This is a genomic window from Snodgrassella gandavensis (assembly GCF_914768025.1).
GTDB classification, from domain to species: Bacteria; Pseudomonadota; Gammaproteobacteria; order Burkholderiales; family Neisseriaceae; genus Snodgrassella; species Snodgrassella gandavensis.
In genome coordinates, this window is sequence record NZ_CAJZCE010000006.1 from 74,140 (window position 1) to 89,671 (window position 15,532).

At 47.2% G+C, this 15,532-nt stretch carries 16 protein-coding genes and 1 riboswitch; of the genes, 10 read left to right on the top strand and 6 right to left on the bottom strand.

Going from position 1 to position 15,532, the window contains the following annotated elements:
* Window positions 1-67: 67 nt before the first annotated feature.
* Window positions 68-1,243, top strand: coding sequence for a DUF2827 domain-containing protein (locus MJ764_RS06200; RefSeq protein WP_239325605.1), 1,176 nt, complete (start codon window positions 68-70; stop codon window positions 1,241-1,243).
* Between the two features lie 7 nt (window positions 1,244-1,250).
* Here the strand turns inward: MJ764_RS06200 and MJ764_RS06205 are convergent, their stop codons facing one another.
* Entirely contained in the window at window positions 1,251-2,186 is a 936-nt protein-coding gene (locus MJ764_RS06205) for a D-2-hydroxyacid dehydrogenase (protein WP_239325606.1), read from the bottom strand.
* A gap of 96 nt (window positions 2,187-2,282) precedes the next feature.
* Here MJ764_RS06205 and MJ764_RS06210 point away from each other — a divergent pair, with 96 nt between their 5' ends.
* The gene (locus MJ764_RS06210) at window positions 2,283-2,609 is read left to right on the top strand and encodes an FKBP-type peptidyl-prolyl cis-trans isomerase (protein WP_239325608.1); all 327 of its coding nucleotides are present in this window, start codon (window positions 2,283-2,285) and stop codon (window positions 2,607-2,609) included.
* Window positions 2,610-2,684: 75 nt separating this feature from the next.
* Window positions 2,685-4,061, top strand: a complete 1,377-nt coding sequence (mnmE, locus tag MJ764_RS06215; protein ID WP_239325609.1) for a tRNA uridine-5-carboxymethylaminomethyl(34) synthesis GTPase MnmE — start codon at window positions 2,685-2,687, stop codon at window positions 4,059-4,061.
* A gap of 133 nt (window positions 4,062-4,194) precedes the next feature.
* Here mnmE and MJ764_RS06220 read toward each other — a convergent pair whose 3' ends face one another.
* Complete coding sequence (locus MJ764_RS06220; RefSeq protein WP_239325610.1) at window positions 4,195-4,404, bottom strand: DUF1653 domain-containing protein; 210 nt, start codon at window positions 4,402-4,404, stop codon at window positions 4,195-4,197.
* A 165-nt stretch (window positions 4,405-4,569) separates the two neighbouring features.
* On the opposite strand from MJ764_RS06220, the gene cysI reads away from it, so the two are divergent.
* Window positions 4,570-6,339 (top strand): assimilatory sulfite reductase (NADPH) hemoprotein subunit, encoded by a 1,770-nt coding sequence (gene cysI, locus MJ764_RS06225; protein WP_239325612.1) that lies wholly within the window; start codon window positions 4,570-4,572, stop codon window positions 6,337-6,339.
* A gap of 94 nt (window positions 6,340-6,433) precedes the next feature.
* On the opposite strand, the gene MJ764_RS06230 is transcribed toward cysI, so the two are convergent.
* Entirely contained in the window at window positions 6,434-7,453 is a 1,020-nt protein-coding gene (locus MJ764_RS06230; RefSeq protein ID WP_239325613.1) for a sulfate ABC transporter substrate-binding protein, read from the bottom strand.
* A 214-nt stretch (window positions 7,454-7,667) separates the two neighbouring features.
* Between MJ764_RS06230 and MJ764_RS06235 the strand changes: the two genes are divergently transcribed.
* Entirely contained in the window at window positions 7,668-8,963 is a 1,296-nt protein-coding gene (locus MJ764_RS06235) for an MFS transporter (RefSeq protein WP_239325615.1), read from the top strand.
* Window positions 8,964-9,053: 90 nt separating this feature from the next.
* Here the strand turns inward: MJ764_RS06235 and secB are convergent, their stop codons facing one another.
* Together secB and grxC are read right to left on the bottom strand one after the other, a co-directional pair.
* Entirely contained in the window at window positions 9,054-9,518 is a 465-nt protein-coding gene (gene secB, locus MJ764_RS06240; protein WP_239325616.1) for a protein-export chaperone SecB, read from the bottom strand.
* 87 nt (window positions 9,519-9,605) lie between these two features.
* A complete protein-coding gene (gene grxC / locus MJ764_RS06245) occupies window positions 9,606-9,863 on the bottom strand; it encodes a glutaredoxin 3 (RefSeq protein ID WP_239325617.1) in 258 nt (85 codons plus the stop codon).
* A gap of 146 nt (window positions 9,864-10,009) precedes the next feature.
* On the opposite strand from grxC, the gene ftsE reads away from it, so the two are divergent.
* Window positions 10,010-10,663 carry a cell division ATP-binding protein FtsE gene (ftsE, locus tag MJ764_RS06250; RefSeq protein ID WP_239325619.1) on the top strand — a complete coding sequence of 218 codons (654 nt, stop codon included), beginning with the start codon at window positions 10,010-10,012 and terminating at the stop codon, window positions 10,661-10,663.
* Window positions 10,660-11,571: a permease-like cell division protein FtsX gene (gene ftsX, locus MJ764_RS06255; protein WP_239325620.1), complete on the top strand. Its 912-nt coding sequence runs from the start codon at window positions 10,660-10,662 to the stop codon at window positions 11,569-11,571. Before ftsE ends, ftsX begins: the two co-directional genes overlap by 4 nt.
* A 92-nt stretch (window positions 11,572-11,663) precedes the next feature.
* Here the strand turns inward: ftsX and aroG are convergent, their stop codons facing one another.
* Window positions 11,664-12,719, bottom strand: a complete 1,056-nt coding sequence (aroG, locus tag MJ764_RS06260) for a 3-deoxy-7-phosphoheptulonate synthase AroG (RefSeq protein WP_239325621.1) — start codon at window positions 12,717-12,719, stop codon at window positions 11,664-11,666.
* 269 nt (window positions 12,720-12,988) lie between these two features.
* Window positions 12,989-13,033: riboswitch (PreQ1 riboswitch) on the top strand.
* Between the two features lie 6 nt (window positions 13,034-13,039).
* Here aroG and queF point away from each other — a divergent pair.
* The 3 genes from queF to prfB all read left to right on the top strand — a co-directional run bounded on the left by queF (window position 13,040) and on the right by prfB (window position 15,494).
* On the top strand, window positions 13,040-13,510 hold the full coding sequence (queF, locus tag MJ764_RS06265; RefSeq protein ID WP_239325623.1) for a preQ(1) synthase: 471 nt from the start codon (window positions 13,040-13,042) through the stop codon (window positions 13,508-13,510).
* Between the two features lie 101 nt (window positions 13,511-13,611).
* Entirely contained in the window at window positions 13,612-14,271 is a 660-nt protein-coding gene (locus tag MJ764_RS06270; RefSeq protein ID WP_239325624.1) for a 7-cyano-7-deazaguanine/7-aminomethyl-7-deazaguanine transporter, read from the top strand.
* Between the two features lie 118 nt (window positions 14,272-14,389).
* Window positions 14,390-15,494 (top strand): peptide chain release factor 2 gene (gene prfB / locus MJ764_RS06275; RefSeq protein ID WP_100090345.1). Its coding sequence is split into 2 segments (ribosomal slippage): window positions 14,390-14,470 and window positions 14,472-15,494, totalling 1,104 coding nucleotides; the frame shifts between segments, so codons are not numbered across the junction.
* Window positions 15,495-15,532: the final 38 nt, after the last annotated feature.

The following is a 15,532-nucleotide window of genomic DNA, read 5'->3' on the forward strand; positions in this document are numbered from 1 at the left end:
TTTGGCTTACTGCTTGGTATCAGGTATATATAAAACCAGTCTGCAATAATATACTTCTGTTGAAATCATGAATTTATCTAATAATCCGGATTTAATTTCCAGCCATACGCCAGCACGTTTGCGTATTGGGATTACCATTGGTCTGAGTCATCCTAAAGAAACGCTGTGGAATAATGGCATTAAACAGAATGCGGTTTTTCTTGCTGAAGCACTGAAAAATTGTCCTAATGTAGACTCAGTGGTGTTGGTAAACACCACTGATATACCGATTACCTCAAGTTTTCCATGGGATTTGCAGATATGGCCGACTAAAAGTTTCTTTGAGGCCAAGGATCAGGTTGATGTACTGATTGAGCTAGGTGGACAGATTAGTGCTGCACAGACGGCCTATATCAAGGATAGAGGCGTACATCTGATTTCTTATTGCTGTGGTGTTGAGTATATTCAGATGATGGAAGCGATTTTGTTTTCCCGCAATATGGGTGGCGCTAATCTGTTTATTAACCAGCGTTATGATGATATCTGGATGATTCCACAGGTTGCCAATTGCAGTCGGGCGTATTTTGAGGTATTTCGTCGCCATGAGGCACGTGTGGTACCGTTTGTCTGGAGTCCGGTATTTCTGCTTCAGAAAACCGCAGCCATGCCATTTGAGGGCTTATGGCAGCAGCCGGATTCGCGCAAGGGCTGGCGCTTGTCGATAATGGAGCCGAATATTGATGTAGTGAAGTTCTGTCTGTATCCGATTCTGATTGCTGAAATGGCATATCGCAGTGCGCCTGAAGCCATTAATATTCTGCAGGTTTGCAATACTTTGCCAATGGCACAGAAATGCATGGAGTTCATTGCGCTGATGAATCGGCTGGATATTGTGAAAGGTCACAAGTCAGTATTTCTGGGGCGTTATGATACGCCAACATTTCTGGCTACCAACACTGATGCAGTAATTTCACATCAGTGGGAAAATCCGCTTAACTACTTCTATCTGGAAGTATGCTGGCAGGGCTATCCTCTGATTCACAATGCCGAGCTGATTTCTGATCTGGGCTATTATTACCCTGGCAATGATGTGCAGGCGGGTGCCAAACAGTTGCTTGCAGCGATGAGCAATCATGCCTATAACGCAGCTCAATATATGTATGATCAGCGTCAGCAGATCGCCCGCTTCCTGCCGAATAATTCTGATCTGGTGGCCAGCTATTCTGCTTTGCTGGCAGAAGTAGTGGCCAGACCATTACGCTAAATTGCTATTATTTTTTACGCATAAAAGTATTGATGTTGTCCTCCAGCATGGTGCAGATACGCTGTATGGCTTCTTCGCTGCCCCATGCCATATGCGGAGTAACAATCAGATTAGGTAGCTGAGCACGCAGTAATGGATTACCATGTACGGGTGGTTCTTCGCTCAATACATCTACGCCTGCTCCGCCTAACTGGCCATATTTCAATGCGGCTACCAAAGCCTGTTCTGCTACCAGACCACCGCGCCCGACATTAATCAGTATGGCCTGTGGTTTCATCATTTTTAATTCTGCCTCATCAATCAGATTACGGGTTTGTTCATTCAGTGGGCAATGCAGGGATATGACGTCTGCTTCCTGTATAAGCTGGGTGAATGGTGTGTAGCCATGACGGCAGTTGGCGGCATTTTTGTGTTCCCCCCAGAGAATATGCATCCCGAAAGCCTGAGCTCGGGTTGCCAGTGCCTGTCCAATGCCTCCTTTGCCGAAAATACCCAGTGTTTTGCCGTTCAGATCGTGTATAGGAGCCCCGAAGTGGCAGAAAAAAGGGCTGTTTTGCCATAATCCGGCCGCTACATCGCGCTGGTAGGCAGGTAACTGGCGCATTAATGCCAGAATCAGCATCATTGCATGCTCGGCAACAGTATCGTTGCCATAGCCACGGACATTGCGGATGGCTACGTTGTGCTGTTGTGCGGCCTGCTGATCAATGTGATCCAGTCCGGTAGCAGGTACGGCAATTAATTGCAGTTGCGGGTTGTTGCTGATGGCTTCTGCATTAATGCGTACTTTGTTGGATACGACGATGTTGGCGTGAGCGATTCGGGCAGCGACTTCATCTGGGCTACTATGGCTGTAGCTGGTGATGTGATGGGGAAAATCGAAGTTGAACGGGAACTCGGGTAAGGTAGCACGGTCAAGAAAAACAATTTCGCTGGTATTCATGTTGTCTCCTGATAAATGAAAAGATTGCTGTGGCATGCATGGGTTAAATGTCTGTGTTACAGTGTACGCTAATTTATTAGTCAAGGATGAATGAGTATGGGTCTGGTGATTGAAGACTTGCAGCAGGGTACTGGCCGGGAGGCTACTAAAGGTAAGGAAATCACGGTACATTATACTGGTATGCTGGAAGACGGTACGGTGTTTGATTCCAGTATTGCCCGTCAGCAGCCGCTTACATTTACTTTGGGCGCTGGTATAGTGATTGCTGGCTGGGATAAAGGTTTTGACGGCATGAAAGTGGGCGGTAAACGTAAACTGACTATTCCGCCACATATGGCCTATGGTCGCCGTGGTGTTGACGGGGTGATTCCGCCTGATGCGACGCTGTTTTTTGATGTGGAATTATTGCAGGTTGATGATTGATTTGCAGTTGTATACAGGTTTTGTTCAGGCAGCTGTTTCAGGCTGCCTGAACTGTTTTGATAAGCTGGGGTTTTGATGATGGAGAATAATCCGACTATTGCTGCGATTGCAACTGCGCCCGGGCGTGGTGGTGTGGGGGTAGTGCGTTTATCCGGTAAAAATCTACTGTCTCTGGCACAAAAATTAAGTGGTGGCAAAACGCCTGTACCACGCAGGGTGATGTACACTGATTTTGTTGATGAACAGGGTGCGGTTATTGATAATGGTTTGCTGCTGTATTTTGCCGCACCGGCCAGCTTTACTGGTGAAGATGTGGTTGAGTTACAGGGGCATGGCGGGCCGGTGGTGTTGCAGATGTTATTACAACGCTGCCTGCAACTGGGTGCTCGTCTGGCTGAACCGGGTGAATTTACCAAGCGTGCTTTTTTAAATAACAAGCTGGATTTGGCACAGGCTGAAAGTGTGGCTGATTTGATTGATGCTTCCAGTCAGTCAGCAGCACGCATGGCGGTGCGCAGCCTGAAAGGGGCATTTTCGCAGGAAATTCACCGGCTGGTGGATGAGCTGATTACTTTGCGCATGCTGGTGGAAGCAACGCTGGATTTTCCGGAGGAAGATATTGATTTTCTACAGGCAGCGGATGCCAGTGGCAAGCTGCTACAGTTGCGCAGCCAGTTGGATAAGGTGCTGCAACATGCACAACAGGGGGCGCTGCTGCGTGAAGGTATGAATGTGGTGCTGGTAGGGGCGCCAAATGTGGGTAAATCAAGCCTCCTCAATGCACTGGCCGGTGATGATGTGGCGATTGTCACTGATATTGCTGGTACCACACGGGATACGGTAAGAGAGCAGATTACGCTGGATGGAGTACCGGTACATATTATTGATACGGCTGGTTTGCGTGAAACGGAGGATGTGGTTGAACGTATTGGTATTGAACGCAGCCAGCAGGCAGTACAGCAGGCGGATGTGGCGCTGATACTGGTTGACCAGCGTGAAGGAATAAATGCCACCACTGCGGCGATTCTGGCGCAGTTACCGGCTGGTTTGCACAAGATTGAAGTGCATAACAAGATTGATTTAACAGGTGAAGATGCTGCGAGTGTTTCACGTGAAACCGGCCAGCTACAGGCGTTTACGGATGCAGAGCAGGTGATTGCTCTGTCCGCCAGAACGGGTATTGGTCTGGATTTGCTGCGTCAGGCGCTGTTGCAGCAAGTGGGCTGGCAGGGAGAAAGTGAGGGGCTGTTTCTGGCACGAACACGCCATATTCAGGCACTCGAACAGGCTCAGCAGGAGCTGGTGAATGCCAGTTTGTGTCAGGATAATCAGGTTGAGTTATTCGCAGAACATTTGCGTCTGGCACAAAATGCATTAAATGAAATTACCGGTGAATTCAGTGCCGATGATTTGCTGGGGGTGATTTTCAGCCGGTTTTGTATTGGTAAATAAGCTTTTGTCAGCAGACGATTGTTTGACAGCAGCACTAACTATCGCTTTTGGTGGATAGTTAGTGCTTTTTTCTGCTTTGGATGTGGCTTAATTGCTATAGTGATAATAAAGCGGGCGGGGATTACTGATTTGGTTACAGCGGTTGTAAGAGGGCAAATCTTGGGTGGGTCTGGCCATTGATGGTTATGGCTTCGTTAAACATGCTTTTGGGGCGTACCCATGTTGAATAATCACCATATAGACACTGGTAGATAACCAGTTCTTCTTCGGTTTCGCTATGGCGTGCTGTTCCGATAACCTGATACAGCTTGCCCTTGTAATGCTGATAAATGCCACGTTGCATGTGTGTTTCCTGCGTTGGGTGAATGGTGCCGGTGTGTTCTGACGGCGGGGTGATATAACTAAAATCTCTTTGATTACAACTCGGTATTCTTTTGGCTGCTTGCTGATTAATTATACAATGTTTTGAATGAATTATAACAAGATGCCATATTAAGGAATACAGAACATGAATAATGACCCACGTGCCAGAATGCCGGATGCGCCATTGTCAGACAATGAGCGGCTCAAAGGTGACAGTAATTATCTGTATGGCGAGATTGCTGCTGATTTACATGATGGAATTACCGGTGGGTTTAATGGTGATGATTTCCAGTTGATTCGTTTTCATGGCATGTATGAGCAGGATGACCGCGATGTGCGTGCACAGCGGCAGGCAGCCAGACTGGAACCATTGAAAAATGTGATGATGCGCTGTCGTTTGCCTGGCGGAATTATTACGCCAAAACAGTGGCTGGGAATAGATGAGTTTGCTACGGCACATACGTTGTATGGCAGTATTCGCCTGACTACGCGCCAGACTTTCCAGTTTCACGGGGTGTTGAAACATGATATCAAGCCGATGCACCAGTGGTTGCATCAACTGGGGCTGGATTCGATTGCTACAGCTGGTGATATTAACCGTAATGTTTTGTGTACTAGTAATCCGGTTGAAAGCAGTCTGCATCGGGAAGCCTACGAATGGGCACGCAGAATTTCCGAACATTTATTGCCGCGCACACATGCTTATGCTGATATCTGGCTGGACGGGGAGAAGGTACTCAGTTCGGAACTGGCCGCGCCTCTGTCTGAGGGTGTCAGTGGTGATGCGGTGGAACCGATTAATGGCAAAACTTATTTGCCGCGCAAATTCAAAACGGCGCTGGTTATTCCGCCACTGAATGATGTGGATTTGCACGCCAATGATTTGAATTTTGTGGCCATTGGTGAAGCTGGCCGCCTGATTGGTTTTAATGTGCTGGTAGGTGGTGGTTTGTCTATCGATCATGGTAATCAGCGTACGTTTCCCAATACGGCCAAGGATTTTGGTTTTATTCCGGTAGAGCAGGTAGTGCGCTGTGCGGAAGCGGTGGTAACAACACAGCGGGACTGGGGCAATCGCAGTGATCGCAAGAACGCGCGCACGCGTTATACGTTGCAGCGTGTGGGGGAGGATGTATTTAAGGAGGAAGTGGAGCGGCGACAGGGCTTTAAATTCGCTGCCAGCCGTCCCTATGAATTAACTGAGCGTGGCGACCGTATCGGCTGGGTACACGGTGAAGACGGGCGCTGGCATCTGACTTTGTTTATTGAAAATGGTCGTTTGCTCGACTATCCGGATCGTCCGCTGAAAACGGGTATGCGTGAGCTGGCCAGAATTCATAAAGGTGATTTCCGGCTGACAGCCAATCAGAATGTGATTGTGGCCGGTGTGCAGCCTGAAGATAAGGATGAGGTTGAACGGATTGCACGTCAATTCAGACTGATTGATGATGAGATTACGGAGCAGCGCAAAAACAGCATGGCCTGTGTTGCTTTTCCAACCTGCCCGCTGGCGATGGCAGAATCTGAACGCTTTTTGTCTGGCTTTATTGATCAGGTTGATGCGCTGATGGCGCAATATGGTCTGGCACAGGAACATATTATCCTGCGCGTTACAGGCTGCCCAAATAATTGCGGCCGTGCATTGCTGGCCGAGATTGGGCTGATTGGTAAGGCAATTGGCCGCTACAATCTGTATGTTGGTGGTAATCGTGCCGGTACGCGTATTCCGCGTTTGTTCCGCGAGAATATTACGGTTGATGAGGTGCTGGTTATCTTACAGCAGTGGATTGCCCGCTGGGCACAGGAACGTAATGTAGCTGAAGATTTTGGCGATTTTGCCATTCGTGTCGGTATTGTCAAACCGGTAGTGGATGCAGCAGTGGATTTCTGGGATGCAGACAAAGTACCTGTGTGAGGAATAAGTCTGACGGATGCGTTACTGTGTTTGAAGTAAATGGTCTGAATAGCTGATGGCTGGTTCAGACCATTTTAATATTTATGCTTTTGGTTTATGAATTTGGGCTGGCATAAATCTGGTCAAATATGCCGCCATCACTGAAAAATCGTTGTTGTGCTGCTGTCCAGCCGCCAAATTCTTTATCAATGCTAACCAGTTGCAGACGGGGAAACTGATGGCGGTATTCTGCCATGATTTTCGGATTAACCGGCCGGAAATAGCTTTGTGCAATCAGCCGCTGTGCGCTGTCGCTGTATAAGTGTTGCAGATAAGCACTGGCCAGCCTGCGCTTATCTGGGGTAGTTACATTGCTGTCCACTACTGCTACCGGAGGTTCGCACAGGATAGACAGGGAAGGGGTAATGATTTCAAATTCATCTGGTGCCTGTTTGAGTGCCAGTCTGGCTTCATTTTCCCATGCCAGTAATACATCACCCAGTTGACGGTGGGTGAAGGTAATGGTTGCGGCACGTGCGCCGGTATCCATCATGGGCACATGCTGGAGCAGGGCGCGTAAAAATGCCTGAGCACTGGCATCGTTACCACCCGGCTGGTGTTTGGCCCATGCCCACGCGGCCAGAAAATTCCAGCGTGCCCCGCCGGATGTTTTCGGATTAGGGGTGATGATCTGGACATTATTCTGTATCAGGTCGCCCCAGTCGTGGATGTGTTTGGGATTGCCTTTGCGCACCAGAAAGACAATGGTAGATGTATAGGGAGTACTGTTATGAGGTAAACGCTGCTGCCAGTCTGGTTCTAGTAACACTTTTTTGCCACGGTTCAGGGCGTTGATGTCGCCGGCCAGTGCCAGTGTCACGACATCAGCTTTCAGGCCATTCTGTACGGCGATAGTCTGCTTGCCGGAACCGCCATTAGACTGACGGATATGAATCTTCTGGCCGGTTTGCTGATACCAGTAGTGCTGAAAATCAGTATTATAGTGCTGGTACAGTTCACGAGTGGCATCGTAAGAAGCATTAAGTAGAGTTGTTTTGCTGTTGTTATTGCCATCGCATGCTGTCATGCCTATCAATATCGTCCCCAACAGGCCATAGTGGCGGAATTTGTTCATGCCAGAAATTTTGTTTGTAAATGGATGTTTTAATGTAACAATGCAGGTATAAGAACGGAAATACTGTTTTTTTGTTTCTTTATAACTAAAAACAAGGTGGTGGTCTGGCTGGGTGCAAGCATGCTTGCATGGTTGATTACTATGGATTTGAAAAAGTTGGACGGGGCTGTTATAAACCGCTTTTGATTTTAATCTGTTTGATTGAGAAGGTTACATGAATAGCCAGAATGCAGAGCTTGCAGCCGATAAAAAGCTGTTAACACGGGAAGATGTGCGTACCTTGATGCTGTCATCCTTTGGTGGTGCGCTGGAGTTTTATGATTTTGTAATTTATGTTTTTTATGCCAAAGTGTTATCTGAACTGTTTTTTCCGGCCGGATTAAACCCGTTCTGGGCGATGCTCAATACCTATGGCATTTTTGCTGCCGGCTATCTGTTCCGCCCGCTGGGTGGTATTGTGATGGCGCATTTTGGTGATTTATTCGGGCGTAAACGTTTGTTTGCGCTCTCTATTATGATGATGGCACTGCCGACGCTGTTTCTGGGGCTGATGCCTACTTTTGCTACTATTGGCTACGCTGCGCCAGTATTGCTGTTGCTGTTGCGTATGATTCAGGGGGTGGCGATTGGTGGTGAAATTCCGGCAGCCTGGACTTTTGTATCTGAGCATGTGCCTGAAAAACATGTCGGTATGGCCAATGGCTTTCTTACTGCGGGTCTGTCACTGGGCATTTTGCTCGGTTCGCTGATTGCGCTGGTAATGGCAAAACTTTTTAGTAACGCCGAGATTCTAGAGGGGGCATGGCGTATTCCCTTTATTCTGGGTGGTCTGTTTGGCCTGCTGACTTTGTATTTACGCAGTTATCTGCGTGAAACACCGGTTTTCAAGGCAATGCAGCAACGCAAGGAGCTGGTAACGGAAATGCCGGTTAAAGTGCTGATTACCCAGCATAAGACTGCTGTCGCTATTGGTATGCTGCTCACTTGGTTTCTGACCGGCTGTGTGGTGGTGATTTTGCTGGCTATGCCGCAATTACTGACCGGCAGCTTTGGTTTTTCCAGTACTCAGGCATTTGAAATGCAGAGCATGGCTATTGTGATGCAAATGCTTGGCTGTGTTATCTTTGGTTTGCTCGCTGACCGTGTGGGTACGGGGCGGATGCTGATTGGCGGGATTGCGTTTACCGGTTTGATGGTTGTGGTATTTTATCCAGCTCTGGGGCAATATGGTGAGAGTATGATTTTTGCCCTGTATATGCTGCTGGGGCTGGCTACTGGTGTGGCCGGTATTATTTCAGCAGCCATGATTAGGATGTTTCCGCCAGCTATTCGCTTTACGGGTATTTCATTTTCCTATAATGTGGCTTATGCGATTGTCGGTGCTTTAACCTTGCCGCTGGTACAATGGTTAAGCAGTTTTAGCCCGATTGGTGCCATGTATTATATTCTGCCTTTATGCGTATTAGGTATGCTGACTGCCTATGCATTTCAGTGCCGTTATCAGCGCTGATGCAATAGCCATCAGTGGCAGTCGCAAAAAAGCTGCTTTATCCACAGTGCTTGCTGCACTGGGATAAAGCAGCTTTTTTATCTACAAAAATCAGGCATTGCCTGCATTGGCCTGTTCGGCCTGATACATGGCTTCGAAGTTGATCGGAGCCAGCATTACTGGCGGGAAACCAGAGCGGGTAATGGTATTGGATACGGTTTCGCGGGCGTATGGGAACAGAATGTTCGGTGCGGCCACGGCCAGCAATATTTCCACATCATCTTCAGCAATATTGGCGATGCGGAAAATACCGCTTTGTGCCACTTCGTTCAAAAACAGAACACGTTCTTCGGTCATTTTGGCGGTAACGGTTACGGTAACGGTTACGTTATAAAATTCGTCTTCCAGTTTTTCAGCAGCAGTAGCTACGCGCATTTCGATTTGTGGTTCGCCGCTTTCTAAAAAGATTTGTGGTGCATGTGGTACTTCCAGTGACAAATCTTTCAGGTAAATTTTTTCAATGCTGAATACCGGTTGTTGTGTAGTTTGTTCTGGTGTTTCTTCTTTTTTGCTCATGCTTTTTCTTTCAACAAAGGGATAAAAGTTAATGTTGCAGATTCATCCTACTGCGCAGGATGAAGGAGAAAAGGGGATAGTACGTGCTTAGCCTGCCAGCAGAGTGTCTAGTTTACCTGCTTGATTCAAAGCATTCAAATCGTCAAAGCCACCAACGTGTACTTCACCAATATAAATCTGCGGTACAGTGCGACGGCCAGTGCGCTGCATCATCTGTTCACGGATTTGTGGGTCGGTATCAATGCGGACTTCATTAATATCGGTTACGCCTTTCTGTTTGAGTAATGCTTTGGCCATCTGGCAATAAGGGCATACACCCGTGGTATACATGGTAATCGGTTGCATTGTACTTTCCTCGTTTGCGTACGGATACTGATTAATTAATAGAGTAGCATACCGCGAACTGGCGATACTGAACAGGTACAGGCTTTCTTTGGCTGTATGCTGCGGTATAATTGGCCAATATTCATATAACAAACGGACATATACAGATGATTCGTTTTGAGCAGGTTTCGAAAACATATCCGGGCGGTTTTACCGCACTGAAAAACCTCAGTTTTTCTATCAACAAAGGTGAGATGATTTTTATTGCCGGCCATTCTGGTGCAGGCAAATCAACCATTCTTAAACTGATTAGCGGTATTGTTAAACCAACCAAGGGTAAAGTGTGGCTGAATAATCAGGATTTAGGGCGCCTGAATGACAACCAACTCGGCTATTTGCGCCAGCATATCGGTATTGTGTTTCAGGACCATAAATTGCTGTTTGACCGCAATGTGTTACAAAATGTGATGTTACCGCTGCGTATTACCGGTTATGAGCGCAAACAGGCAGAGCGCCGGGCTCGGGTGGCCATTGAGAAAGTTGGATTGGGCGGGCGTGAGCTGGCTGATCCGATTACCCTGTCTGGTGGTGAGCAGCAGCGCTTGTGTATTGCCCGTGCAATTGTACACCAGCCCAGCTTACTGATTGCTGATGAACCATCGGCTAATCTGGACAGAGCCTATGCACTGGATATCATGGAACTGTTCAAAACATTTCATGAAGCAGGCACCACGGTAATGGTGGCCGCACATGATGAAACATTAATGGCTGATTATGGGCACCGTATCATCCGCTTGCAGGAAGGCAGGTTATACGCATGAATCAGTTTATTTCACTACATAAAGAGGCAGGTTGTAAAGCACTGCGCCAGTTGCTGCGCCAGCCGGTTGCAACCTTGCTGGTGTTACTCATGCTGGCAATTGCCATGACTTTACCATTGGCTTTATATCTCGGGGTGCAGAGTGGGCAGAAGGTACTGGGACAGATGGATGAGGTGCCTACCATGACCCTGTATATGCAGATTGATGCCAAGGCCAGCGACAATCAGGCTGTTGAAAAAGCCTTGCGTGGCAATAAGCTGCTAGAAAAAGTGGTGTTTGTAAGTAAACAGCAGGGGCTAGAAGAGTTACAGCGCAGTATGGGTAATCAGGACCTGATTTCAATGCTTGACAGCAATCCTTTGCCGGACGCATTTACCGTTACTCCACAAGTGGATACACCAGAGGAGCTGGCCGCATTACAGACTCAGCTCGCACAGCTACCAATGGTAGAAAGTGTGAAAATGGACACTGAATGGATGCAAACCCTGTATCAGATTAATCAGTTTGTCCATCACCTGTTGTGGTTTCTGGCCATTACACTGGGGCTGGCGTTTGCTCTGGTGGCCTATAACACCATTCGCTTGCAGATTCTCAGCCACCGTGAAGAAATCGAAATCACCAAGCTGTTAGGAGCACCGGCATCTTTTATCCGTCGGCCATTCTTGTATCTGGCTATCTGGCAAAGCCTCCTGGCTACGGCCATCAGTATTGGATTGTGTTACTGGCTCAACTATCAGACTCAGCCCTTACTCAGTGCTATTTTGCAGCCATATGGGGTGCATGTTGTCTGGCGTTTTTTCAATCTCTGGGAAGTGCTGGCCATTTTGCTGGTGGTTTGTGGATTGGGTATGTTAGGTGCATGGCTGGCCACTCGCCAGCATTTACTCAGCTTTAAATCCGTACGATAAAAATATCCCCGCAGGCAGCGGGGATATTTTTGAGTAAGACTATATCAGCAAAAAAAATCGGCTTTTGCACACTCTCCGGTATCGATACTAAATTATTTTTGCTGACGCACCTGTGCAGCCTGTGCCAGTAAGGCAAGCATGCTTTCTGTTTCCTCCCAGCCAATGCAGGCATCGGTGATACTCTGGCCATAATTTTCCGGCTTGTCCTGTCTTCCGGCCATCAGGTTGCTTTCTACCATCACCCCCATAATGTGCTGCTCACCGGCCTGAATCTGGGCGGCAATATCCTGTGCCACTTCCATTTGCCGGCGGTAATCCTTGCAGCTATTGGCATGGCTGCAATCAATCATCAAGTTAGCTGTTACCTGATGTTTGTTCAGTTCATTCACTGCTGCCTGCACATATTCATGGCTATAATTGGGTGTTTTCCCGCCACGCAGGATGATGTGACAATCCGGATTGCCACTGGTGCGCACAATGGCTGAATGGCCTGCTTTGGTCACGGAAAGGAAATGATGTGGATGGCTGGAAGCGCCAATGGCATCAATGGCAATTTTCAGATTGCCATCTGTGCCGTTTTTAAAGCCTACCGGACAGCTTAGACCAGAAGCCAGCTCGCGGTGTACCTGACTTTCCGTGGTGCGAGCACCGATTGCGCCCCAGGAAATCAGGTCGGCAAAATACTGCGGAGTAATCATGTCCAGAAATTCGGTAGCTGCCGGCATGCCCATGTTGTTCAGTTCTAGCAACAGTTTGCGAGCCAGACGCAGGCCATAGTTAATATCGTAGGAACCATCGATACGCGGATCATTGATAAAACCTTTCCAGCCTACGGTGGTACGCGGTTTTTCAAAATAAACCCGCATCACAATTAATAATTCTTTAGCATATTTTTTGCGTAACACATTCAGCCGTTGTGCATATTCCAGTGCGGCTGCTGGATCATGGATAGAGCAAGGGCCGATAATGACCAGTAAACGCTTGTCCTTGCCATGCACCAGCGCAGCAATTTCGTCGCGTGTATTATGTACTACTTCAGAAGCTTGTTCCGTGATGGGCAATTCATATAAATGGGCAATAGGTGGCAACAGTTCTTTAATTTCTTTAATTCTAACGTCATCTATTGGGCGAGATGCAACCTGATTCATAATAATTCCTGTTTAACACTATTATTCTAAATTTAAATGATTTACCTATCAGGCTATAATGAATATGCTTAAAAAGCAAGGATTAAACTTTCGCATAGCTATATTATTGCTCAAATATTAATTTATATGGCAGATAATCATTTTTTATGCCTGATTTGTACATATTATTGGAATAATATATTAATAAAAACCATTTTGTTGTCTTTGCATAGTAATTAAAACCTTGCAACCGTGATTTTAACCCCAAGTAAATTTCCGGTATAATCGTCCATCCTGTGGTTCGTAAACCTCCCACATTAAAAAACTAGGAAATCAACTATATGCGTGCACAAAATGATCTGGGCACGGTGAGCTTACTGGGTAATCAGCATACGGAATACCGTAGTGATTATGCGCCTGAGCTGCTGGAAGCCTTTGACAACCAACATCCCGATAACGATTATTTCGTTAAATTTATCTGTCCCGAATTCACCAGCCTGTGCCCGAAAACCGGCCAGCCGGATTTTGCCACCATTTATATCAATTATCTGCCGCGTTTGCGCATGGTGGAAAGTAAATCTTTAAAACTATATTTGTTCAGCTTTCGCAATCATGGTGATTTTCATGAAGATTGTGTCAACATTATCATGAAAGACCTGATTGCCCTGATGCAGCCAAAATATATTGAAGTATATGGTGAATTTACGCCGCGTGGCGGTATTGCCATCCATCCGTATGCCAATTACGGTGAAGCGGATACGCGCTATAGCGATATGGCCGTACAGCGTTTATTCCAGTTTCAGGTGAAATAATAGCCGCACATTGCATTGCTATACCTTTTGCCAGATTCAGCGCATTGATGTGGTTTGCGCTACCTGATGTGATAGTGGCTGGTTGATTGATAGGAACAAATATGTATGAATTTTCTGCTGCACAGCGCCATAAAGCGTTGCGCTGGCTCAGTTTTTGGCACATGTTGGTGATTGTGGCCAGTAATTATCTGGTACAGTTTCCCTTTACCTTGTTCGGTTTGCACAATACCTGGGGAGCTTTTACCTTTCCGTTTATTTTTCTTACTACGGATTTAACTGTACGGATTTTTGGTTCTGGCTTAGCCAGACGGATTATTTTCTGGGTAATGCTGCCTTCATTGCTGTTTTCCTATGCCATTTCCGTGCTGTTTCAGGATGGCCACTGGATGGGCTGGGCGGCATTAAGCCATTTTGATTTATTCGTGGCACGGATTGCACTGGCCAGTTTTGCTGCTTATGTTGTCGGCCAACTGATGGATATTCTGGTATTTAATCGGCTGCGGCAATGTCAGCGCTGGTGGCCGGCACCCAGTGCCTCTGCTGTTCTGGGCAGTGCTGTCGATACATTACTGTTTTTTGCCGTGGCGTTTTATCATTCCCCGGATGCATTTATGGCAGCCAACTGGTTACAGATTTCCCTGACAGATTATGCTTTTAAAATCAGTGTTGCCGCACTTTTCTTTCTGCCTACTTATGGAATTGTGCTGCGCTATTTATTGTACCGGCTGACAGCTTTATCCCCGCGTAACGTAAACGGGTAAAATTCAGTATCAAACCATGATATGTCATCCTTCAGGCCGCTTTAAAAGTGGCCTGATTGCCATGGCAGCTTCTGTTATAATACGCGCCTATTTTCAAATACCTGGCTAAGAGAACATCATGGAAGCAGAGCGGATTAATCAGTTAAACAATATTCTGGATGATATGGCATCCCGCAGTCACGATTTACGGAGGTATCTTTGACTACGCTGGCAAAAAAGACCGTCTGGAAGAAGTAATTGGTTTGTCAGAAGACCCAGAGTTGTGGAACGACCCCAAAAAAGCGCAGGAAGTGGGCAAAGAGCGCAAAGTACTCGAAGGCATTGTACTGACGCTGGATCACCTGCATAGTGGTATCGAAGATAATCGCATGCTGCTGCAAATGGCCGTAGAAGAAAATGATGCCGACGCCTTTGCTGCGGTACAGGCAGATATTACTGCCTTGCAAGAAGAAGTGGCACAGCTAGAATTTAAACGCATGTTTAATCAGCCGGCCGATGTCAACAACTGCTTTATTGATATTGTTGCCGGTGCCGGTGGCACAGAGGCAGAAGACTGGGCAGGCATGTTACTGCGCATGTATGTGCGCTATGGCGAACGCAAAGGCTTTAAGGTAGAAATCCTCGAAGAAGACGAGGGTGAAATTGCCGGCGTCAACCGGGCTACCATCAAGCTGGATGGTGAGTATGCCTATGGATTGTTGCGTACTGAAACTGGTATCCATCGTCTGGTACGCTATTCACCTTTTGATTCCAATAACAAACGGCATACTTCGTTTGCTTCAGTATTTGTGTATCCCGAGGTGGACGATAGTTTTGAAGTTGAAATCAATCCGGCAGATTTACGCGTAGATACATACCGTGCATCTGGTGCCGGCGGACAGCACATTAACAAAACCGATTCAGCCGTGCGCATTACGCACGAACCTACCGGCATTGTGGTACAGTGCCAGAATGACCGTTCGCAGCATCGCAACCGCGAAGAAGCGATGAATATGCTTAAGGCAAAGTTGTTTGAGTTGGAAATGCGCCGCCGCAATGAAGAAAAACAGAATCTCGAGGCCAGTAAGGATGATGTAGGCTGGGGGCACCAGATTCGTTCTTACGTATTTGATTCATCGCGCATCAAAGATTTGCGTACCGGCTACGAAGTCGGCAATATCAAGGCGGTTATGGATGGCGACCTTGATGGCTTTATCGAAGCCAGCCTGAAACAAGGTGTTTAAATAAAGGGTCACAAGGCTGCCTGTTGTATCTGGGCAGC